We start from the raw sequence: 20,235 nt of genomic DNA on the forward strand, positions 1-20,235 counted from the left end.
GCGCTTCTTGGTCTGGTACTCGGCTTCGGAGAAGGTGATCTGATCCATGGTGACACTGAATCCTATGCGGTTGGCGATGGCCCTAATTATCGCTGAATTTGAGACTTATTCAGAGTCTCCTTAGCTTTTCAGGGGGAAAGGGATATAGATGGCAGCAAAACGATTATCACCTGCGGCGATTGTTGCTCTTAAGGAGTCTCTGTGTAGCGTCTACTGGTATAAGGCCGACCTACGGAGCTTCCTCTCGAATTCCGTGAGCAACAAGGCGCTGGTAAGTTCGTTGAACTGGGAAAACTACAAGCGGCAAATCGTTGCTGATTTGGTTGATACGTTGACCGGTAACCAGGACAGGTATCTGGGTGACCTGACCAAGCTTTGCTATGAGGTGACAAGCATTAGCAATTTCTCGCACCTAGAGCAGCTTGATGGTGGTCAGCAGAAAGCGCGCAGAGCCAAAGAGGCTGTTGAACAGCTACGACAACTGGTAGAACCTCATCAAGAAAAGAAGAAAGATGAGGAAGAATTTGAACGTAGGCGAAAAGAGCGAGAAGAAAAGCTCAGGTCAAATCGGGCAGTCCGCGAGAAACTGGTCGAATTGAACTCGCGCTTTATGGCAATCGCCGCGGGAACGAATCCGCAAAATCGAGGATTTGATCTCGAACGTTTAATGTATGACGTGTTCGAGCTTTTTGATCTCGATCCGAAAGCATCCTTCCGAAATGTTGGCGAACAAATAGATGGTGGCTTTTTTCTGGAGGGCACCGATTACCTTTTTGAGGCGAAGTGGCAGCAGGGACTCATTGGCGTTGAAGATCTCGATGCGTTCTCGCGAAAGGTCGAACGCAAACTCGAGAACACTCTTGGCGTATTTTTGTCAATGAACGGGTTTTCGCCAGATGGAGTCGCAGCACACTCTAGCGCAAGACCAAGTATCATCTTGATGGATGGAGCCGATTTGATGGCGGTTCTGGAAGAGCGGATTGATTTTGTCACTTTGTTGCTGCGCAAGAAGCGCCATGCTGCCCACACTGGCAATATCTATCTGAAAGTACATGAAATCACGCGATGAGTAAAAAGCCATTAATGCTGGCAGTAAAAAATGGGAAACTGGGACAGATTTATTTTTCAGGGTCGTGGTTGAAAGGCTAAAAACAATTAAAGGGGTCACCCATTAGCCAGTCGTAGTCAACAGGCAACAGCAACCCACCGCAACCGTAGGTTGTGGTGGTCCTCCCTGCCAATACACACCCGGTGTTCTCAGTGGTGGTTGCGGACTGATCCGCACCAGTCACCCATCAGGATCAAGGCGGCCCCTTCGGGCAGCCCCTGGCCGAAGCCCCAGAAAACCGTCGGTGCCTGATCGTGTCCAGGTGGGTACAGATTCAGTGGTTCGCCTGTCCGGCGCCAGTCTCTTGGTGGTTCACGATCAGGGCGCATCAGTGCACCGTTGGTGCTCGGGAGAATGCGCGGGGACTCATTCAGATTTCTGGTTTCACCAACCCCTTTTCGGAGCTCCCCCGCGCATTCAAATCAAAATCGTCAGGTGAACAGCCGCGTCTCATCGAACGCTACTCCATCGCGCATCACGTAGTAACAGGCTCTGGCCAGCTTGTGGGCGAGCGCCTTGGTGGCCAGAGCGCCGTTCTTCTGGGCGCGTTTGCGCTGGTAGAATCGGTGCGCCACCTTGTTGTGGCGGATGATGCTGTGGGCCGCCTCGACAAAGGCCCAACTCAGGTACTTGTTGCCGTTGCGAGTGTTGTTTTGACCTTTCGCCTTGCCATTGCTCATCCGGCGACTGTCGACGCAACGGCAGTAGGAGGCGAACTCAAAACTAAAGGGGTCCAAAACTAAAGGGGTCAGATCGATTTTAAATTGATCAATTCGCCCCGACCCGAACATCAAGCAAAACTAAAGGGGTCAGATCGATTTTAAATTGATCAATTCGCCCCGACCCGAACATCCGATACAATTCCCCCCTGAGCTAACGGATTGGCTCCAACCCTCAAACGGATTTGAACCATGCCACGGAAGACACGGATGTATCTCCCGGGCGTTCCCGCGCATGTGGTCCAACGCGGTCACAATAGGGATGCCTGCTTCTTCGCGGAAGACGATTTCCGCTTCTATTGCCAAGTTCTGGCGGAAGGCCTGAAGCGCTACGGCGCTGAGCTTCATGCTTATTGTCTGATGACCAACCACGTTCACCTGTTGATCACGCCGCTACATGCCGACAGCATCTCCAGGCTCATGCAGCATGCGGGTCGGCAGTACGTTCAATACGTCAACAAAACCTACCGGCGGTCCGGGACGCTGTGGGAGGGGCGGCACAAGGGAAGTTTGGTGGACGCCGAGAGCTATCTGTTGAGCTGCTATCGCTACATCGAGCTAAATCCCGTCACGGCTTGTATGGTCGATCAGCCGGAACAGTATCCCTGGAGCAGCTTTCGCAGTAATGCTTTAGGTGAACCGAATGAGCTGGTCACTGAACATCCGTTGTTTCTTGCATTGGGTCCCGAGGAGGGCGCTCGCCGTCAGGCTTATCGTGAGTTGTTTCGATTCAGTCTTCCCCGGGAACTCCGGAAGGAGATTGCAGATTGTTTGTCGGCCAGCCAGTTGTTGGGGAGCGGACGGTTCAAGGAGCAGGTGGAGGCAGCCTTGGGGCGCAAGGTGGGGCAGGTGAGTCGTGGCCGTCCGAGGAGGCAGACCGAATTGGTCAAATGAAAATCGATCTGACCCTTTTTAACCTTTACCTACTGATCCACGCCCATGGATAATGCGTCTGGAGCACGGGGCAAGAGCTTGCCCCGGCTCCACCCCATCACATCCGATCGAATCCCGCTTCCTTAAGCATTGCTTGCCGCGCAGGCCGTAGCTTGTCGTTGTAGCAATCCACCGGGCTACCGCCGGCACGCGCGATGCAACCGTTGCAGAAATCGCACTGTGGCCCTTCCACACCTTCGCGCAGATGTTGGACCAGGAACGGATCGGCAATCATGGCCCGGGCGATGGACACCGCGTCGCAAACGCCCGCGATTAAAGGGGTCAGATCGATTTTAAATTGATCAATTCGGCCCCGCCCCGAACATTCGATACAATTCCCCCATGAGCAAACGGATTGGCTCCAACCCCTCAAACGGATTTGAACCATGCCACGGAAGACACGGATTTATCTCCCGGGCGTTCCCGCGCATGTGGTCCAACGCGGTCACAATAGGGATGCCTGCTTTTTCGCGGAAGACGATTTCCGCTTCTATTGCCAAGTGCTGGCGGAAGGCCTGAAGCGCTACGGCGCTGAGCTTCATGCTTATTGTTTGATGACAAACCACGTTCACCTGTTGATCACGCCGCAACATGCCGACAGCATCTCCAGGCTCATGCAGCATGCGGGTCGGCAGTACGTTCAATACGTCAACAAAACCTACCGGCGGTCCGGGACGCTGTGGGAGGGGCGGCACAAGGGAAGTTTGGTGGACGCCGAGAGCTATCTGTTGAGCTGCTATCGCTACATCGAGCTAAATCCCGTCACGGCTTGTATGGTCGATCAGCCGGAACAGTATCCCTGGAGCAGCTTTCGCAGTAATGCTTTAGGTGAACCGAATGAGCTGGTCACTGAACATCCGTTGTTTCTTGCATTGGGTCCCGAGGAGGGCGCTCGCCGTCAGGCTTATCGTGAGTTGTTTCGATTCAGTCTTCCCCGGGAACTCCGGAAGGAGATTGCAGATTGTTTGTCGGCCAGCCAGTTGTTGGGGAGCGGACGGTTCAAGGAGCAGGTGGAGGCAGCCTTGGGGCGCAAGGTGGGGCAGGTGAGTCGTGGCCGTCCGAGGAGGCAGACCGAATTGGTCAAATGAAAATCGATCTGACCCTTTTTAACCCTTTTTAACCTTTACCTACTGATCCACGCCCATGGATAATGCGTCTGGAGCACGGGGCAAGAGCTTGCCCCGGCTCCACCCCATCACATCCGATCGAATCCCGCTTCCTTAAGCATTGCTTGCCGCGCAGGCCGTAGCTTGTCGTTGTAGCAATCCACCGGGCTACCGCCGGCACGGGCGATGCAACCGTTGCAGAAATCGCACTGTGGCCCTTCCACACCTTCGCGCAGATGTTGGACCAGGAACGGATCGGCAATCATGGCCCGGGCGATGGACACCGCGTCGCAAACGCCCGAATTGATAGCCTGTTCCATTGCCTCACGGGTATGGAAACCGCCAACGCAAATGACCGGGATATCCAGGGCTGCCTTGAACTGCCGGCTAAAATCCCCGTTGAATCCTTCCCGTGTCGGCCACGCCTTGTTGGCGCGTTTCGCCAGCGCCTTGGCGCCCAACTTTGCGGCCATGCGCATTGGTGCAGGCAAATATTTACCTGCCCCCTCGGCCACCTGAGCCTCCAGGAAGCCATCGAAACGCCCGCAAATCATCGGGAACCCCGACTCATAATGCCCGCAGGAAATCTCGATACCGTCCAAGCCTTCCGCCTGCAGTGCCTGCGCGACCTGCACCAGTTCATCGGTGTCGAGCCCTTTACCCTGCAGCAGCAAGTCGGCGCCGTTGAGCTTGGCAATCACGGGGTAGTCAGGCCCCACGCGTTTGCGCACCGCCCTCAACACCTCAAGCGGCAGACGCATGCGGTTTTCCAGCGAGCCGCCGTATTGATCCTTGCGGCGGTTGGTTTGCGGGGTAAGGAATTCGCTCAGCAGATAGCCGTGTGCCATATGAATCTGCACACCATCGAAACCGGCCTTCTGCGCCCGCACCACTGCGGCGACGTGATCCTCGATCACTTCCTCGATCTCGTTAAGCGTCATCGCCCGTGGCTTGGTCAGCATTGCCTTGTCACGCACGGCGGATGGGGCAAGCGCTTCCTTCACGCCAATGACATCCGGATTCATCTGTCGCCCGCAGTGATTGATCTGCGCGAAGATGCGGCTGCCATACTGGTGTGCCAGTTCAGTCCAGCGCGTGAGCCCCGGAATCTTGTCGTCGTTATCGATGCCACACATCCTGTATGTGGACTTCCCCTGCACGGAGATATACAGGTTTCCCGTAATAATCAGTGGCGTCCCAGCCCAGGCGATCGGCGCATAGAAGTCCAGCAATTCGTCAGTGACAAAGCCGTCTTCGCTGCCACGGGTTTCGGAAGTGGCGGTCTTGAAAATTCTGCCCGGCAGTTCCAGTTTTCCGATAGTCAGGGGGGAGAATAAAGTTTCCGTCATGACTGATCCTCAATGTTGGGACGCTTGAAGGGAAGGAGAGCATTAGCTCATCCTTCCTGATTGTCCTGTGCCAGTTTGTTGACGCGATCGCGATAGGACGCGCGGCTGTTCTGGTCGAGATGCTCCAGGGTGCGCTTGCGCGCGAGACTTCCACGAATCTTGCCGATCAGTGCGTCCGGCGCGATCGCCACGGTCGGTTCGTACAACCGCATCCACCCAGGGATAGCCATCACCGGCTGCCGGGTACGGCAGGACTTCACGATGCCCTTGGCAATGTCCTCCGGATCCACCGTGGGCAATACGCCGCCAAGCTGGATGCCAGAAACGAGCTCCGTGCGAACAGCGGAAGGCAGCACGGCGGTGACGGTGACCCCGGTATCGTGCAATTCTTCCCGCACGGCCTCGCTCAGCCCCAGGGTGGCGTGTTTGCTCGCCGCATAGGTGGCAAGGCCAGCCAGCGGGATCTTGCCCATGTAAGACACCACGTTGATGACGTGTCCGTAGCCGCGCTCGACCATGCCTGGCAGAGCAAGCTTCATGCCCCAGATCGGACCGAGGACGTTGATGTCGAGGATCGCCTCGGTCACCTTGTCATCCTCGTCCAGGAATGAACCCATAGGCATGATGCCGGCGTTGTTGACGAGAATGTCCAGCGGGCCTTCCACCTTGTCGAGAAAGTCGGCGAAGGACTGCTTGGAGCGAACATCCAGGGCAAACCCCTTTCCGCCCACGATTTCAGCAGCGGCCTGTGCCTCCGCGCCGTCGAGATCGCCGATCCAGATTTTAGCGCCCTGGGCGGCAAAGGCCTTGGCAGTCGCCAGGCCAATGCCACGTGCGGCACCGGTAATAGCAACATTTGCACCATCGAGATTAATGGCTTTCATTTGCGCTCCCTCCCCACTTATGCCGGAATTTTCGCGGCCCAGAAGGCCAGCTGGCGGTAACCGTCTTCCTGATGCCAGAGTTTTGCGCCGAGGTAGGTGCCGGGAACAATCTGGACAGCCTCATCACGAATCTGGTTGATCGGCCACGGGTTGGTGCCAATGTTTTCGTAATCGAGTACCAGCACCTGGGTGCCGGGCGATACCACGCTCTCTTCTACGAAGTTCAACATGTCAAAACCCTCAACCTTACCGCCGCCAACATTTTTCAGGCGGTAACCCGGAGACATCGGCGCAAACGGTGCAGCAACCAACCAGGCAGTGAGTGACATGGTGTTGGTGCCACGCTGAGCGGATTTATCGAACTTCTTGCCCAGCCAGGGCAACACACCGAGCTTCTCTACAACCGTACGTGCGCTGCGGTAGACAAAGCTGCCGGCGCGATCGAGATCTTGAGGGGCGAGCCAGCCAACCAGCAGGCCTTCGGTCTGGCCGTCCACATCCGCCGGCTGACCTGCGGCAAAGATCGCGGCCAGTTCCGCTTCGGCTGCTTCACCCGGCAGCTCGGCACCCAGACGCTGGAACCATGCCCAGGTGGCATCCTGTGCCGCCAGCGGATCAGATTCCGCCAGGGTGCGCAGCGCTGCTATGCGGGCAGCGACGGCTTGCTTCGCCACAGAACCAGGAACGGCATCAGAGACATTGTTTTTCGCGCTCTCGCGCGGTGCGGTCGTTGCTACAGTAGTCATTGTTCTTCTCCATGCGGGTCAGTTAACGCAGAACAGTGTTGCAAAAAAAAAACGGACGAACATGAGGCGGAGAACCGACATATCACTTATCATTATCAGACATGAAAGCATTCGCCGGATTTGACAGACCCTCAGTGCCCGCCTCCTACCTGCAGTTGCTGGTAGAGGTGGTGAGTGAGCGTGGGCATAACCAGACAGAACTGCTGGCGGGCTTGCCCATCGAGCCTTCAGTGTTGGAAGAAACCAATGCGCGCATCTCCCCAATGCAGTGGGGGCTCGCCGTCTCCCGCGCCATGTCACTGTGTGATGACAAGGGGTTAGGTTATGAATGCGGCCTGAGCATGCGCCCCACGGTCAACGGCTTTCTGGGTTACGCCATCATGAGCTGTGGCTCAATGCGTAAAGCGATGGAGCTAACCGCACGCTACTTTGAATCACGCCAGCGTAACTTTGCCATGTCGATGTCGATTAAGGGCGCGTATGCAGAAGTCGAGGTGCGGGAGAAGCATGAGATCCCGGCGCTTCGCGAGTTCTTTTATGAACATATTCTTATCGGGATAACACGCGGCGTGGCGACAATTCTGGGCAAACCCCTGTCGGATCTAGACGTCACCGTCTGTTTCGATTGGCGTGAACCGGCGTACTACGACGCTTATCGCGAGCGCCTGCCGACAACCTTGTTCTCTCAGAGCGCAAACCTGCTGCGCTTTCCCGCAACGCTACTGGATCTTCAGCCAGTCCTGGCGGACCCGCAGGCATCGAAACAGGCCATCGAACTGTGCGAGCGCGAACTGGCGCAACTCGGCAGCGCCGGTGACAGCATGGGCCTGCGCGTCTGCGCCCAGTTGGTGCAGGCCCCGGAAGGGGGATATCCGGACCTTGAGAGCATCGCCAGCAGAATCCATATGACCACCCGCACGATCGCGCGCAAGCTCAGTGATGAAGGCACCTCGTTCCAGCTATTGCTCGACGAAACGCGACGACGGGATGCCTGCGCGATGATCGAGGAAGGCACGCTGCAATTGCAGGATATCGCCACACGTCTTGGCTACCTCAACCCGGCGAATTTCACCCGCGCCTTTCGCCGCTGGACCGGCAAGACGCCCAGCGAGTGGCGCGATGGCCGTGAGTAGAGGAATTCTGGCTGGGCAGATGGAATTCTGATCTAGGGACTTTTAGCAGTACTGTCGACACCGGCCTGGAAGAGCATGCAAATAACGCGGTCAGGTCTTGCTTCTTGCTTTCCATGCAGGAGAGGGCAATTGGCAAGATCGGACTCCGGAGGTGTTACCGGAGGTGTTGTCGATGAGGTGGAGCGTCGAAATGGTCTGCGGGTAGCGCTCCGCAGTCCCGGGCGGGCAAGGAGTGGAAAATAAATCTGTCTTAGCTGCAGTAATTCAGATTTAATCGCTGCCACCATCATGCAGATGATCGGTTGTCTTCCACAGCCTCCAGTTTCACCCGAAAGCCACAAGCTGCCGCGTACTTATTGAGCGTGCTCCAGCTTGGGTTGCCCCTGCCGTGCTCAAGCCTGGAAATGTTGCTTTTGTTGGTGCCGAGCTTCTTGGCGACTTCCTCCTGGGTAAGCCCCGCTTTCGTTCTCATGCTGATTAACTGATCGATCAGGCTGAATTCGTTCTGGAGGGCATCGTACTCTTCACGAACTTCGGCGTTTTGCAACGCCTTCTGCTTTAACTCTTTGAACTTCATGATTTTTTGACCTCCATTAATCTTGCTTTGGCAAGTTCTAGGTCTTTCTTGGGCGTTTTCTGATCTTTCTTGACGAATACATGTAGAACGACGATTCGCTTGCCCTGCATATAGCAGAAAATCCCCCTTCCTATTCCTTCCTTGGCCTTGGCGCGGATCTCGAACAGCTCATCGCCCAGCGGCTTTGTGTGTGGCTCTCCAAGATTAGCGCCGTGTTTTTCCATCAGCTCCATCAGACGAATCATTCTTGCCTGGATCTTGGGTGGCATCCCCGCCAGGTCTTCGTCTACCTTCCCGTAGAACTCAATTTCCCAGACCATTTACACTCCTTCCATGTCTTAAGTTATCGTAAATGATAACTTTAGGCGAGAGTAATGATGATATGGAATAAAAACAGCTTCGCTTAGAGTTCGTAGTAAAAACAGTAAATGTGAAAACCAGGACAGCTCTAGTTTCCTGTCCCGGTCTGGACGAAAATCACTCTGCAGCTTCTTCCTCGAGATACTCTTCCTGTTTAGGTTCTATCGGTTCCGGCTTTTCGATCTTGGGCGGAGGCGCCGTCCATGCCTTCAACCACTGTCCTGCTTCCTGATAAAAGTGGGGGACGGCTTTTTCCAGTTCTTCTATAAAAACCTTCCTCCCACCGAATTTTGCGGCAAGGTCAATCTCATAGACCACTTCAAAGGTGGTTGCGGACGTGTTCGATGTATCGGACTCGAGTAGTTCTGGGTTATCTCGGAGATTTTTGAGGGCTTCGTGAGTCGGCTCCGCCTTTCCTGGTCTTGTGGCCCGGATATAGAAGCCTTCCGGATTTGTTTGTTTGAGTTGCCTGAGCAGCCAGTTAACGCGAGCTTTGGTGCTCTTTTTGTCTTTTGGAGCTGCCAGCCGCATTGAGCAAAAGATCATGCGTCCTTTTAGGTCGGCCTTTACCTCGAGATCCGCTGCGGCGTTGATGATGTTGAGAGCACACTGGAGTACCGGCACTTTGCAAAACTCTTCAGCATCGTCCTTCAAGCGTAGGGCAGGATCCAGCCGATGATTGTTTTTGAGCTTTAGTGAAACGTCGCTACCTGTTTTACGAGACATGATCAGGCAGAGGTCTCGCTGTTCTTGGTGCCACGCTGAGATCGTATTCTGGACTTCGTCGCTGGCCTTGTTCAGCGTTCCGTTGCTCTTAACTTTGTTAACCAGATCTTTCCACTCAGGATTCATCTGGTCAAAGTTGCTAATACCTGCGCGCTCACTTTCGAAGTAGCGAAGGATTTCGTTTAGGATGAAAATCTGATCCTCGTCTTCGACGCTGTCGTTCTTCAGTAGCAACGCGCACTGCGTTCTTACGAAAGCCCAGGACCAATGGAATAGGTCAACGGTTTTGGTGGCACTCTTTGGAAGCTTAATAGGGTGGTGAGTGGGTAGGGCGGCAAACTGGTTTGAAATAGTAATGACTGCATCCAATTGGTGGGTTTTGGCCTGCTGCAAATACTTGGCTATCTGCTCTTCATCAATCTTTTCATTCCCTACTTTCGCCTCTATCAGTGCTCGCCATTCCTTTTTCCCCGTTCGAAGGATCAACAAACCATCTGGGCGATCTTTGGGCTTTTGCTCTTTGGGCGATGACGCATCGAATACAACCTCTGTCCATGCCTCAAGTACCGCTTTGACACCAACTTTAATTCCGATGGATTTCAGAAGCGCTTGACGTAGCTCGAAGACCGAGCGCATTCCTGCGAGGAGCACAGAGGTGGATTTTTGTTCCCTGGCACTGTCAGCGACGATGGGGATAAGGCGTGCAGGCTCTCCCCCAGAGACAAAATCTGGACGGTTATGCATTGATGACTCCGTGTTCTTTTTATTGGGTTGCAGGGTAATAGCCTAGCAGCTATCTGGGAGTTTTCAGGTCAGTGCTTGGGGCTCACGAAAACCGGAACAGACTTATTTTCCGATCTCCATCAAGTTAGGTCTACATCTCGGAAGGGCTCAAGCGATCCGCTAGAATAACTCCTCTCTGCCCCAGAGCTGATGTTGGGCTTTAACTCTGCACAGGCAAGGAGAAGCCAATGCTCCGTCAGGCTGGAGTTATCGAGCCCGGTCTTCAGCACCACGTCGTTCAGCGTGGCCATAATCGTTAGCCGGTGATTGTCGAAGATCGCGACCATGAATATTACCTGTCGAATCTTAGGGAATGGAAAACGACGCTTGGCCTGGATGTGTACAGCTACTGTCTGATGATAAATCACGTACATCTGGTGGTGGGCGACAATGACAAGCTGACCGCTATTTCCCAGTTGATGAAACGCTTGGCAGGCCGCCAAACACGGTTTGTGAACGCCATGGAAAGAAGAAACGGCTCACTTTGGGAAGGGCGTTACAAAGTTAGCCCAATAGACACGGATGCATACCTGCTGAGTAGCTGTCGGTACGTTGAGCTAAACCCTGTGAAAGCGCGAATGGTTTAATCGCCGGAGACCTATCCCTGGTCGAGTTATTCGATGCGAGTCGACATTGTGGGTGACGATTGGCTCGATGAACCGCCCTCCTGGGAAAGTCCGGGGCATTCGGAGTTGGACCGGTTGGCGCGTTATCGCGATTTTTTCTCTGATTTGTCCGCAACCCAGGCGGAGTTTGATCAGTGCTGCTATCAACCGAAACAAGCTGACCGGTGGTGAGTGTTTTGTCGATGAGGTGGCGCGTCGAATTGGTCTGCGGGTAGAGCTCCGCGGTCCTGGGCGGCCAAGGAATGAAAAATAAATCAGCCTCGGTTTCGCGATGGTTTGCCTGATTTTGAATAGGGCGATAGGCAAAACCTGACCCCGGATCAGTTACTTGGGCTGGATGTAAAATCAGGATGAACAAGTGAAGAACACAAAGGATTGGACTAAGATTTCGCACCCAACTGCAAAAATAGAACGAATGGAGGCTTTCTTTGCCAGTCATGGATTTACCCCACACAAGCACGACACCTACGCCTTAGGAATTACCCTCAACGGCGTGCATAGTTTTAGCTACCGCAAGTCCATGCGGCACAGTCTGCCGGGCAATGCGGTCGTGATACATCCGGATGAACTGCATGATGGCGAGGCGGGTACGGAAGAGGGCTTTCACTATAAAATCCTCTATGTTTCGCCTGAAGTCATTCAGCAAGTGCTCGGCGGGAAGCCCCTGCCGTTTATTCCCGGCGGAATTTCGTCCGATCCGCGAATAGTCTCCGCCATTTCCAACATGCTTATCCATCTTGACGGTCCTTTAGATAGCCTGGAAGAAGATGATGGGATCTATGAAATCGCGCAAGCTCTCAGTGACGTGTCCGGTCAAAAGGCACGGCGCAAAAAATTAAATTACAAAGCGGCTGAATTGGCCCGACAATTTATGCTCGACGCCTCCAACGAAGCCGTCACCTTGGACCGTCTGGAGCTAGCCGCCGAGACGGATCGATGGAGTCTATCGAGGGATTTTCGTGCTTTATTCGGAACCAGTCCTTATCGCTATCTGACCCTGCGTCGGCTGGATAAGGCCAAGAGTATGATCAGCGCCGGGATGGCGTTGGTGGACGTTGCTGCCGCCTGTGGTTTCACCGACCAAAGTCATTTGACGCACCAATTCTCCAAAACGTACGGATTGCCCCCTGGCCGGTGGGCGGACCTTATGCTTCGCAACTAGCTCCAAATCTGCACGATCATACAAGACCCATTTTCGTACTAATACCTAGAATCGCCTGGGACTCCAGAGCAGAGCCCGAGTGTGCTCTTGCACGCTCCGGTTACATTTTTGGAATCAGGACGAGGGCTATTTGTCTTAGCAATGAGGCAAAGACTTCCCACTTAAAAACACTTTATAGGGACATATTTATGAAATTTGATAGCAAAGTGAATCCCGTTGCGGGAACTGTTGGTGGAACTGTTGGTGGAACTGTCGGTGGCACTGTGGGCGGAACCGTTGGTGGAACTGTCGGTGGCACTGTGGGGGGAACCGTAGGCGGGACCGTTGGTGGCACGCTTGGTCTGGAAGGCTTGCAGTTAGCCACTTCGTTGACCAAGTAATTTACCAGGCCATCCAGTAGGGTGGCCATTGATACACCTTAAGGATGAGGGCTGCTTTGTGATAACTGCAGTAGAAACAAAAACATTCACTTTATCTGAAGACATTATCCAGCAGCGAGTTGGGGATAGGACCGCGACCTACCACCGACTTTTGGGGGGGCTGTTCTTTTTGGACGGTGCCGGTCAAGAGGTTCTGCAATCCTTTAAACAAAATAGAGCTGTGCCGGAATCTGTTTTGCAGGGGCAGGCTAAAAACCGAACAGAAGAACTGGTTCAGCAATTGATTGCCAGGCGCATATTGGTCGAGAGCCCGGCGCCCAAAGCTCAGGACGCCACGCCTCAGTTAGAGAAAAAAGTAAATGTCATCCAGCTGATTTTGGCCAACGCGTGTAACTTTGGCTGCACTTATTGCTTTGAAGGCGTTCAGGGCAAAGAGATGTCGGTTGAGGATGAGGTCAATAAGGTTGAAGAGTCTCGGATCATTGCTAAGGACAGTATCAAGGTAAACATTGAAGACTCGATGTATGCCTCTAAAGAGCGGTTCGAGCACCAGTACAGTCCGCAGAATCGTTCAATGAAGCCGGAAGACGGCGTCGCTTATGTCGAATCCGCGTTAAGAGTGGCGCGCTCGGAAGGTGTCCGAGAAGTGATGGTTCAGTTTTTTGGCGGGGAGCCCCTGTTGAACTGGCGCACCATTAAGGCGGTTCTGGACCGGTTTGGTCGCGGTGAGAACGATGACATGACCATTCACTACTCGACGGTGACCAATGGCTCTTTGATCACCGATGAGGTGTCCAAGACATTCCGAGAGTACGAAGTGGCCGTGTGCGTCAGTGTGGATTCGCCGAACAGTCCGAGTCGCCCGCTCAAAAACGGGAATGACAGCATGCCTATTGTCATGAAAGGGCTCAGAAAACTCCAGAAATACAACAACCGGGTGGCCCTGAACGCGGCGTTGACGTCAGCCACATGGGACGACTTTAACGAGACGATCGTCGATTTGGCCGCCGACGTGGGTGCCAAGGAGATTGGTGTCGTTGTTGATTTTGCCCCCACCTTCTATTCCGAGTACGGCGCCGGGAACATCGTTGATCGCCTCTGGCAGGTGATTCAGTACGGCCGCGAAAACGGCGTGGTGCTGACGGGCTACTGGCACCAGATTTTTCAGGTCATGCTGGGCTTCGATACGGTCAGTTACCGAGGATTCAAGAACTGCTCGGCGAAGGGAGCCCAGTTCAGTATCGAGCCCAATGGATCGGTGTTCTCCTGCAAAGCCGGATCCACCTTACTGGGGGATATTCGTGATGAGGCCAAAATTCTGAACGAAAAGCCTTACTTGGACCACGCCAAGTTACGGCGGGAAAACCCGGCCTTCTGCAACGGCTGCGAAATTGAGGGCTTCTGCGGTGGACTGTGCCTCGGTCCCTTAGAAAAGAAGTACGGCTCAATCAAGTCGGTCGAAGAATCGGCCTGCGACTTCTATCGCGGCATCACGAAAAAGCACATTGAAGCGATACAGCCTTACGAAATTGCCACGTTTGATCTTGAGCCTGCCTAATTAAGGATACCTACATGACCGCTTTCGCCGAACAAATTCCCTTTGAGATCAGCGCTAATAAGGATTACTTGGAGAACGGGTACTGTGTCATTGATATGCCCGAGATCCCCCAGAGCCTATTGGATTCATTCGACAAGATGCCCCGAGACATTCACAGTCCGGGTAGACTCAGAGAGATTCGCTTGACCCAATACATTGGATACTGGGAAGAAGGGGAGTGGTTTTTTGCCCCGCTCCCAAAGCGAAAGTATGTGCAATCTGCCGACTATATAAAGCTGGCTGAAGCAGGTGGTGTCCCGAGGCACCGCGAACAAATTGTCGGGGACCCCACGGCGTTGATTGCGGCGGTATTGAATAAATTGCCCGTTGAGCTCAATGAAATGTTCCAAATCAACGTCAACCAGATCCGGGTCATCGCGAATGCTGAATTCAAAGGGGTCACGGTACCCGAAGGGCCACACAGGGACGGCCACGAATTCAGTGTGATCGCTGTCGCACGGCGAAGCAATGTTACGGGTGGGGAAACCCAAGTGATCGATCCTAAGACCCGGGAAATATTGTTCCGAACCATCTTGGATGAAAATCAGGCCATTCTGATTGATGACGAGCGCTTCATTCATTACGCGACTAACATTGAGCCGGACGAAGGTGATGTGGGTTACCGGGATATATGGGTAATTGAAATCAACCGCTGGCACAATCGATCATACGGGCCAGCCCACGAGCGGACATCTACTGCCTGAACCTATGCGCGATTCTTCAAGTCTTGATATAGCCATAGAGCGGGACCAAGGGAAGGCGTCATCCATTAGACGGCCTTTCCTTAGGGTGCTCCCATCCGCTATTACCATTATTCCGGTGAGCATGCTTTTCGGCGTACTCGCGTACCGGGCAGACTGGAGCATGCTTGAGGTTTTGGCCGCGGGGTTTCTCGGCTTCACGGGTAGCGGCCAGTTTGCATTGCTGCCGTTGGTAGACACCAATGCCAGTTTCCTGACAATGCTGATTGTCTGTGCATCCATTAACAGTCGTTATTTTCCAATTGCATTCACCACGACCAAAAGGTTGCCAAAGACATTTTTTGCCAGAACGTTTGTTTCACACATGCTTGGTGATGAAGCTTACGCAACGGAGAGAAGTGGCGATACGGTTAAAGAGACCCTCATTATTCGACTGACCATCTTCGCATTCTGGGTGGTTTCCGGCGTGATAGGCGCAATAGTTGCTCAGGTCATTCCCAGCGCTTGGTTAACTACTGATATCCACTTGGGATTTCCGGCCAGCGTTGTACTTGTTCATCTTTCTGTCTCACAAATAAAGATGCGGGTATCCGGCATTTTCCTGATGCAGTCGGTGATGGTGCTTACCTGTCTTTTATTGGCCACTGCTTTTTACTGGTGGTTAGGGCCTACCTATTTCTGGATCCCCAGCGTCATTATGACAGCCGTAGTCTTGGACCAATGGAAAAAACATGAGTGAAGGCGTAATCACTGGTATCGCGGCCCTTCTTTTTACGAGCCTCCTGGTCCGAGTGCTTCCGGTGGTCTACAACTTTAAGTTTCCCGAGGGGCTGGTAAAGTGGATGGAGACGATTCTTCCCTCGGCCGTGTTCCTTAACTTTATCGCGTATATTTTTTTGCAGGAAATGAGGGTCTCAGCTGTTGCTGCATTGGTTTCCTTGGGCTTAACAGCAATTATGGCCTATTTGAATCTCGGAGGCCTTTTCATGGGAGTACTTGGTGGCTGCATGTCTTATTACTTATTGACGACATCGTGATTGTTACACCGCCCAAATCTTGCCCACACTTTTGAATTCCCCTTTTGGGTCAAATCAAAAACCGGGACACCCATTAGCCAGTGCGCGTCTGGATCACGGGGTCAGGATAACGGGGTTTTCCTCACTTTCAGTAGTGGTACATCTGGCCCTTTTGCTTCAAGTTCCCGTATCGCACCCTGGATTTGTTAGGTATAGCGTTGGAGTTGAATGGTGCCGAACTCCAAGAGGGTGGCTTCCAGTATGTCGTCGAGATCGGAGAGCGCTGAGTCCGTTAGGGTAACCTCCATGGTTCCATTGCATTTAGGCGTCCGGTTTCTTAAGGGCTTTCAGATGGGCTCTCTCCGAGAGATAGCTCGCAAATTCATCTCCGGTGAACTTGCGGGTCTTGCCGGATTTCACATCTCGTTGGCCCAGTTCGATGGCGTCCCTCAGTTCGTTCATTTTCGTCAGGTAGGCGGATTCCGCCTCTTCTACCATTCTGAGGCCCGTTCGCAGTACTTCGCTGGCATTCTGGTATCGGCCAGATTCGACCAGTCGGTCTACCACTTCTGATTGGTGATTGGTGATTGGTGATTGGTGATTGGTGATTGGTGAGTACGATGTTCCTCGTAGCCATGGCGCTGATCCTGTGAGGACTTTATTGGCATATTATGCCAATGGGCTGGGGTGGCCAGCGAATCCAGGTAACCAGACGGGGTATGGGGTTCTAGCCCGGAGCACCGCAGCATTTGCTAGTATGACCGCCCTGTCTCCCTGATAACGATCAAACCCTGCAAAATGAACGCTCCCTTCAAACTGCGCCCCTACCAGCAGGAAGCGGTCGATGCCACCTTGCGGCATTTTCGCCAATCCGACGAATCTGCCGTCATCGTGCTGCCCACCGGTGCGGGCAAGAGTCTGGTCATTGCCGAGCTGGCCCGGCTGGCCCGGCGCAAGATTCTGGTGCTGACCCACGTCAAAGAGCTGGTGGAGCAGAATCACGCCAAGTACCAGAGCTATGGCTTAACGGGCGGGGTCTTCTCCGCCGGACTGAAACGGAAGGAAAACCGGCATCAGGTGACCTTCGCCAGCGTGCAGTCGGTAGCGGCAAACCTGGATCAGTTCCGGGATGAATACTCGCTGGTCATCATCGATGAGTGCCATCGGGTCAGCGGTGATGACAGCAGTCAGTATCAACGGATCATCGAGCTGCTGCGGCAACAGAACGACGCCCTCAAAGTGCTCGGGCTCACCGCCACGCCCTACCGGCTGGCCATGGGCTGGATCTACCGCTATCACTACCGGGGCTTTGTTCGCGGGTCCAGTGACGAGCAAGATAAGCCCTTTCAGCATTGCATCTACGAACTGCCGTTGAGTTACATGATCAGCCGGGGCTATCTCACCAAGCCTGACTTGGTGAACGCGGCGGTGGCGCAATACGATTTCTCCGCGCTGGCGCAGGACCGCTTTGGCGAATACGCCGAGAAGGACGTCAACCAGCTGCTGGGCAAACATAAGCGGGTGACCCGCGCCATCATAGAGCAGGTGATGGAGCTGGCCGTTGAGCGCCAGGGGGTGATGATCTTTGCGGCCACCGTGGAGCATGCGCGGGAGATCACCGGTTATTTGCCGGAACCGCAAACCGCCCTGGTGACCGGCGCGACCGATCTGAAGGACCGGGACCTGCTGATTCAGCGTTTCAAACAGCGGCAGTTGAAGTACCTGGTGAATGTGTCGGTGCTGACCACGGGCTTCGATGCGCCCCATGTGGACTTTATTGCCATTCTGCGGCCGACCCAGTCGGTCAGCCTGTACCAGCAGATCGTCGGCCGCGGTCTTCGTCTGGACGAGGGTAAGCAGGATTGCCTGGTGATGGATTACGCGGGCAACAGCGTGAATCTGCATCACCCGGAGGTGGGGGAGGCGAAACCGAACCCCGACAGTGAGCCGGTGCAGGTGTTCTGTCCGGGCTGTGGCTTCGCCAACATCTTCTGGGGCATCACCGACAGTGACGGCCGTGTGACCGAGCATTACGGGCGCCGTTGTCAGGGGCTGCTGGAGCCTGCGGATGAGGATGGCCCAGCCGGGCAGACCGGGCGCCCTGAGCAGTGCGACTACCGTTTCCGTTTCAAGGAATGCCCACACTGCGGAGGCGAGAATGACATTGCCGCCCGCAACTGTCAGCAGTGCCGTAAAGCGATCATCGATCCGGACGATCAGCTACGAGACGCCCTGAGACTCAAGGACGCCATGGTGATCCGTTGCGCCGGGATTACGTTGGGCACTTTTGATCGTAGCAATGGCAGGAGCGGCAACAAACTGAAGATCACCTATCACGGCGAGGATGGGGAGGAACTCAGCGAGTCGTTTGATTTCAGCAAGCCGACTCAGCGCATCGTGTTTAACAAGCTGTTCGGACGTCGCTTGGCGAATGGCCAGGCCCCGAACGAGTTCAGCAGAGCCGAGGAGGTTCTTGAGATTCAGGCCCTGCTGCCGGCACCGGATTTCGTCATTGCCCGCAAGCAGAAGCACTATTGGCAGGTACAGGAGCGAATTTTTGATTATCAGGGTCATTATCGAAAGGCGAACGAAGTGTAAGGCTTTGAAATTGAAACACGCGCTGCCGATTCGGAAGAGGTAGTGCACGGCCACGCGCATGAAGGGTAACTCCGGCATGTTGTGGGGTTTCATGATACCCGTTCTGGGTATAATATTACCCAAAATGGGTTTTATGGTCGCCGGTAATATGCTCGCAGTAACAACAGATCGTACTGGATTAGCGGACGCTCTGTTCTCCGCAACCCGCCAGAAGGTCTTGCACCTATTCTTCACGCGGCCGGGAAGGGACTTTTCGATCAAAGAACTCATTGAGCAGGCGGAAGCTGGTTCGGGTGCAGTGCAGCGGGAAGTTGCGCGTCTGGTGGATAGCGGGCTGGTGCAAGTTCATCTGCAGGGACGCCAGAAGCGGTATAAAGCCAATCCGAATTCGCCCGTTTATCCGGAATTGTCTTCTCTTGTCTCCAAGCTGCTCGGTCCAGAGCAACAAGTTGCAGATGCCCTCAAGCCGATTAGCGATGGAATCGAACTGGCCCTGATTTATGGCTCGGTGGCCAAGAAGACGGATCATGCCGATAGTGATATCGACCTTCTGTTGGTTTCAGATTCCCTGACCCTGGAAGAGGTCTTCGAGGCGTTGGGGGCTGCTGAGATCAATCTTTCCCGGACCATTAACCCCACCCTCTACAATCGAGAAGAGTTTAAAAAACGCCGAGCTAACGATAGCCCTTTTTTGAGGAAAGTCCTGGAAGGACAGTACATATTGTTGCAAGGAAGCATTGATGAATGAGGAAGCACTGGAAAATCTGGTCCGGATACACAAGCTCCACCATGAGCCAGCGGATGCCGGCGAGGTTCAGGGGCTCATCCAATCCGGTAGCGTTCGACTGAACGACGCGGGTTTGGAGGCGCTTAGCCTGGAGAGCCGCTTTGATCTGTCTTACAACGCAGCGCATGCGCTCTCTTTGGCGGCACTTCGTCATTTTGGCTATCGTTCTGACAACCGGTATCTGGTCTTCCAATGCCTGCAACACACGCTCGGCCTGTCACCAGCAAAATGGCGGGTGCTTGATCAGGCCCATCGCAAACGGAATTTGGCAGAGTATGAAGGCGATATCGAGGTAGACGGAGCGATGGTGACAAGTCTCGTGGAGATAACGGAAGAAATCAGGCGAGCGGTGGTTGCACTCACGGCCGGAGAAAACTCCTGAATACCCATATTGGGTAAACATGTGCCCAATATGGGTAGTGTTTTCGACGATGAGCCATTACCTGAGCGCAGGCTGGGGCGCCTTACCTGCAGCCACCCGCTTCATCCACGCCATATCCAGCGGAACCACCACGTTCAGGACGAACAGCACCCAGCCCAGGGGCAGCAGGCTCTGGGCAAACCACACCATCAGGGCGAGGGCCAGCAGGGCCCAGGTCACATCCACCACAATCATCAGGTTGAAGTACTTCTCCTGCCACTTCTGGTTGATGGCCATGGCGGCCATGTCCACGCACCACAGCAGCATCACAACGCCGACCACCAGGTAGAAGGTGGCGCCGGGGCCGCCCGCCCACTGGGCAATCGGCTCCGCGGCCAGGATGAGCGCCAACGCCAGGGGCGTGGAGAGGAAGACATCGCTCAGGATGATTTGCTTCACGCTGAATTGACGGACAAAGTTTTTCATGGGATCACCTCAATCGGGGTTCGCAATGGGTTGGACTACGCTTCCAAGCTTCCACCCGGGTGGTGATGGGCTCAATTACCTGTGAGGTAATGGTGCC

The 20,235-nt window shown here is 54.3% G+C and carries 22 protein-coding genes; 13 read left to right on the top strand and 9 right to left on the bottom strand.

The window, feature by feature from the left end; all coding sequences use genetic code 11:
• Positions 1 to 148: 148 nt before the first annotated feature.
• On the top strand, positions 149 to 1,069 hold the full coding sequence (locus N6L25_RS02240; protein WP_271977423.1) for a restriction endonuclease: 921 nt from the start codon (positions 149 to 151) through the stop codon (positions 1,067 to 1,069).
• A gap of 470 nt (positions 1,070 to 1,539) precedes the next feature.
• Here the strand turns inward: N6L25_RS02240 and N6L25_RS02245 are convergent, their stop codons facing one another.
• Positions 1,540 to 1,899: a transposase gene (locus tag N6L25_RS02245; RefSeq protein WP_271977424.1), complete on the bottom strand. Its 360-nt coding sequence runs from the start codon at positions 1,897 to 1,899 to the stop codon at positions 1,540 to 1,542.
• A gap of 138 nt (positions 1,900 to 2,037) precedes the next feature.
• On the opposite strand from N6L25_RS02245, the gene N6L25_RS02250 reads away from it, so the two are divergent.
• Complete coding sequence (locus N6L25_RS02250) at positions 2,038 to 2,721, top strand: transposase (protein ID WP_271977425.1); 684 nt, start codon at positions 2,038 to 2,040, stop codon at positions 2,719 to 2,721.
• Positions 2,722 to 3,146: 425 nt separating this feature from the next.
• Positions 3,147 to 3,848: a transposase gene (locus tag N6L25_RS02255; protein ID WP_271977426.1), complete on the top strand. Its 702-nt coding sequence runs from the start codon at positions 3,147 to 3,149 to the stop codon at positions 3,846 to 3,848.
• A 107-nt stretch (positions 3,849 to 3,955) separates the two neighbouring features.
• On the opposite strand, the gene N6L25_RS02260 is transcribed toward N6L25_RS02255, so the two are convergent.
• From N6L25_RS02260 to N6L25_RS02270, 3 genes are read right to left on the bottom strand one after another with little or no spacing between them, the layout of a single operon-like run.
• Positions 3,956 to 5,215 (bottom strand): NADH:flavin oxidoreductase, encoded by a 1,260-nt coding sequence (locus tag N6L25_RS02260; RefSeq protein WP_271977427.1) that lies wholly within the window; start codon positions 5,213 to 5,215, stop codon positions 3,956 to 3,958.
• A gap of 47 nt (positions 5,216 to 5,262) precedes the next feature.
• A complete protein-coding gene (locus N6L25_RS02265) occupies positions 5,263 to 6,099 on the bottom strand; it encodes an SDR family oxidoreductase (RefSeq protein WP_271977428.1) in 837 nt (278 codons plus the stop codon).
• A 17-nt stretch (positions 6,100 to 6,116) separates the two neighbouring features.
• Positions 6,117 to 6,845 (bottom strand): hypothetical protein, encoded by a 729-nt coding sequence (locus tag N6L25_RS02270; RefSeq protein ID WP_271977429.1) that lies wholly within the window; start codon positions 6,843 to 6,845, stop codon positions 6,117 to 6,119.
• A gap of 101 nt (positions 6,846 to 6,946) precedes the next feature.
• Between N6L25_RS02270 and N6L25_RS02275 the strand changes: the two genes are divergently transcribed.
• Positions 6,947 to 7,978, top strand: coding sequence for an AraC family transcriptional regulator (locus tag N6L25_RS02275; RefSeq protein WP_271977430.1), 1,032 nt, complete (start codon positions 6,947 to 6,949; stop codon positions 7,976 to 7,978).
• Positions 7,979 to 8,264: 286 nt separating this feature from the next.
• Here N6L25_RS02275 and N6L25_RS02280 read toward each other — a convergent pair whose 3' ends face one another.
• The 3 genes from N6L25_RS02280 to N6L25_RS02290 all read right to left on the bottom strand — a co-directional run bounded on the left by N6L25_RS02280 (position 8,265) and on the right by N6L25_RS02290 (position 10,385).
• Positions 8,265 to 8,555, bottom strand: a complete 291-nt coding sequence (locus N6L25_RS02280; protein ID WP_271977431.1) for a helix-turn-helix domain-containing protein — start codon at positions 8,553 to 8,555, stop codon at positions 8,265 to 8,267.
• The gene (locus N6L25_RS02285) at positions 8,552 to 8,875 is read right to left on the bottom strand and encodes a type II toxin-antitoxin system RelE/ParE family toxin (protein ID WP_271977432.1); all 324 of its coding nucleotides are present in this window, start codon (positions 8,873 to 8,875) and stop codon (positions 8,552 to 8,554) included. The genes N6L25_RS02280 and N6L25_RS02285 overlap by 4 nt, the downstream gene beginning before the upstream one ends.
• Before the next feature lie 157 nt (positions 8,876 to 9,032).
• The gene (locus N6L25_RS02290; RefSeq protein ID WP_271977433.1) at positions 9,033 to 10,385 is read right to left on the bottom strand and encodes a hypothetical protein; all 1,353 of its coding nucleotides are present in this window, start codon (positions 10,383 to 10,385) and stop codon (positions 9,033 to 9,035) included.
• Positions 10,386 to 10,687: 302 nt separating this feature from the next.
• On the opposite strand from N6L25_RS02290, the gene N6L25_RS02295 reads away from it, so the two are divergent.
• From N6L25_RS02295 to N6L25_RS02320, 6 genes are all read left to right on the top strand, one after another.
• Complete coding sequence (locus tag N6L25_RS02295) at positions 10,688 to 11,011, top strand: transposase (RefSeq protein WP_271977434.1); 324 nt, start codon at positions 10,688 to 10,690, stop codon at positions 11,009 to 11,011.
• A gap of 454 nt (positions 11,012 to 11,465) precedes the next feature.
• On the top strand, positions 11,466 to 12,212 hold the full coding sequence (locus N6L25_RS02300) for a helix-turn-helix domain-containing protein (protein WP_271978287.1): 747 nt from the start codon (positions 11,466 to 11,468) through the stop codon (positions 12,210 to 12,212).
• Positions 12,213 to 12,650: 438 nt separating this feature from the next.
• The gene (locus N6L25_RS02305; protein ID WP_271977435.1) at positions 12,651 to 14,150 is read left to right on the top strand and encodes a radical SAM/SPASM domain-containing protein; all 1,500 of its coding nucleotides are present in this window, start codon (positions 12,651 to 12,653) and stop codon (positions 14,148 to 14,150) included.
• A 14-nt stretch (positions 14,151 to 14,164) separates the two neighbouring features.
• Positions 14,165 to 14,893, top strand: a complete 729-nt coding sequence (locus N6L25_RS02310) for a 2OG-Fe dioxygenase family protein (RefSeq protein WP_271977436.1) — start codon at positions 14,165 to 14,167, stop codon at positions 14,891 to 14,893.
• A gap of 85 nt (positions 14,894 to 14,978) precedes the next feature.
• Entirely contained in the window at positions 14,979 to 15,629 is a 651-nt protein-coding gene (locus N6L25_RS02315) for an AzlC family ABC transporter permease (RefSeq protein ID WP_271978290.1), read from the top strand.
• A complete protein-coding gene (locus N6L25_RS02320; RefSeq protein WP_271977437.1) occupies positions 15,622 to 15,927 on the top strand; it encodes a hypothetical protein in 306 nt (101 codons plus the stop codon). Before N6L25_RS02315 ends, N6L25_RS02320 begins: the two co-directional genes overlap by 8 nt.
• Before the next feature lie 300 nt (positions 15,928 to 16,227).
• Here N6L25_RS02320 and N6L25_RS02325 read toward each other — a convergent pair whose 3' ends face one another.
• Positions 16,228 to 16,515, bottom strand: coding sequence for a type II toxin-antitoxin system ParD family antitoxin (locus N6L25_RS02325; RefSeq protein WP_334312380.1), 288 nt, complete (start codon positions 16,513 to 16,515; stop codon positions 16,228 to 16,230).
• Positions 16,516 to 16,704: 189 nt separating this feature from the next.
• Here N6L25_RS02325 and N6L25_RS02330 point away from each other — a divergent pair, with 189 nt between their 5' ends.
• The 3 genes from N6L25_RS02330 to N6L25_RS02340 are packed head-to-tail and all read left to right on the top strand — an operon-like array spanning position 16,705 to position 19,673.
• Entirely contained in the window at positions 16,705 to 18,504 is a 1,800-nt protein-coding gene (locus N6L25_RS02330; RefSeq protein WP_271977438.1) for a DEAD/DEAH box helicase, read from the top strand.
• A 58-nt stretch (positions 18,505 to 18,562) separates the two neighbouring features.
• Complete coding sequence (locus N6L25_RS02335; RefSeq protein ID WP_271977439.1) at positions 18,563 to 19,252, top strand: nucleotidyltransferase domain-containing protein; 690 nt, start codon at positions 18,563 to 18,565, stop codon at positions 19,250 to 19,252.
• The gene (locus N6L25_RS02340; protein ID WP_271977440.1) at positions 19,245 to 19,673 is read left to right on the top strand and encodes a hypothetical protein; all 429 of its coding nucleotides are present in this window, start codon (positions 19,245 to 19,247) and stop codon (positions 19,671 to 19,673) included. Before N6L25_RS02335 ends, N6L25_RS02340 begins: the two co-directional genes overlap by 8 nt.
• A gap of 57 nt (positions 19,674 to 19,730) precedes the next feature.
• Here the strand turns inward: N6L25_RS02340 and N6L25_RS02345 are convergent, their stop codons facing one another.
• Positions 19,731 to 20,138, bottom strand: coding sequence for a hypothetical protein (locus N6L25_RS02345; RefSeq protein WP_271977441.1), 408 nt, complete (start codon positions 20,136 to 20,138; stop codon positions 19,731 to 19,733).
• Positions 20,139 to 20,235 lie beyond the last annotated feature (97 nt).

The sequence above is a fragment of the Marinobacter sp. SS21 genome (genome assembly GCF_028369065.1).
Classification (GTDB): Bacteria; Pseudomonadota; Gammaproteobacteria; order Pseudomonadales; family Oleiphilaceae; genus Marinobacter.

Excerpts from the sequence above, each read along its gene's own strand:
- N6L25_RS02240 (WP_271977423.1), top strand. The coding sequence starts at position 149 with ATGGCAGCAAAACGATTATCACCTGCGGCGATTGTTGCTCTTAAGGAG.
- N6L25_RS02245 (WP_271977424.1), bottom strand. The coding sequence starts at position 1,899 with ATGTTCGGGTCGGGGCGAATTGATCAATTTAAAATCGATCTGACCCCT.
- N6L25_RS02250 (WP_271977425.1), top strand. The coding sequence starts at position 2,038 with ATGTATCTCCCGGGCGTTCCCGCGCATGTGGTCCAACGCGGTCACAAT.
- N6L25_RS02255 (WP_271977426.1), top strand. The coding sequence starts at position 3,147 with ATGCCACGGAAGACACGGATTTATCTCCCGGGCGTTCCCGCGCATGTG.
- N6L25_RS02260 (WP_271977427.1), bottom strand. The coding sequence starts at position 5,215 with ATGACGGAAACTTTATTCTCCCCCCTGACTATCGGAAAACTGGAACTG.
- N6L25_RS02265 (WP_271977428.1), bottom strand. The coding sequence starts at position 6,099 with ATGAAAGCCATTAATCTCGATGGTGCAAATGTTGCTATTACCGGTGCC.
- N6L25_RS02270 (WP_271977429.1), bottom strand. The coding sequence starts at position 6,845 with ATGACTACTGTAGCAACGACCGCACCGCGCGAGAGCGCGAAAAACAAT.
- N6L25_RS02275 (WP_271977430.1), top strand. The coding sequence starts at position 6,947 with ATGAAAGCATTCGCCGGATTTGACAGACCCTCAGTGCCCGCCTCCTAC.
- N6L25_RS02280 (WP_271977431.1), bottom strand. The coding sequence starts at position 8,555 with ATGAAGTTCAAAGAGTTAAAGCAGAAGGCGTTGCAAAACGCCGAAGTT.
- N6L25_RS02285 (WP_271977432.1), bottom strand. The coding sequence starts at position 8,875 with ATGGTCTGGGAAATTGAGTTCTACGGGAAGGTAGACGAAGACCTGGCG.
- N6L25_RS02290 (WP_271977433.1), bottom strand. The coding sequence starts at position 10,385 with ATGCATAACCGTCCAGATTTTGTCTCTGGGGGAGAGCCTGCACGCCTT.
- N6L25_RS02300 (WP_271978287.1), top strand. The coding sequence starts at position 11,466 with ATGGAGGCTTTCTTTGCCAGTCATGGATTTACCCCACACAAGCACGAC.
- N6L25_RS02310 (WP_271977436.1), top strand. The coding sequence starts at position 14,165 with ATGACCGCTTTCGCCGAACAAATTCCCTTTGAGATCAGCGCTAATAAG.
- N6L25_RS02320 (WP_271977437.1), top strand. The coding sequence starts at position 15,622 with ATGAGTGAAGGCGTAATCACTGGTATCGCGGCCCTTCTTTTTACGAGC.
- N6L25_RS02330 (WP_271977438.1), top strand. The coding sequence starts at position 16,705 with ATGAACGCTCCCTTCAAACTGCGCCCCTACCAGCAGGAAGCGGTCGAT.
- N6L25_RS02335 (WP_271977439.1), top strand. The coding sequence starts at position 18,563 with ATGAAGGGTAACTCCGGCATGTTGTGGGGTTTCATGATACCCGTTCTG.
- N6L25_RS02340 (WP_271977440.1), top strand. The coding sequence starts at position 19,245 with ATGAATGAGGAAGCACTGGAAAATCTGGTCCGGATACACAAGCTCCAC.
- N6L25_RS02345 (WP_271977441.1), bottom strand. The coding sequence starts at position 20,138 with ATGAAAAACTTTGTCCGTCAATTCAGCGTGAAGCAAATCATCCTGAGC.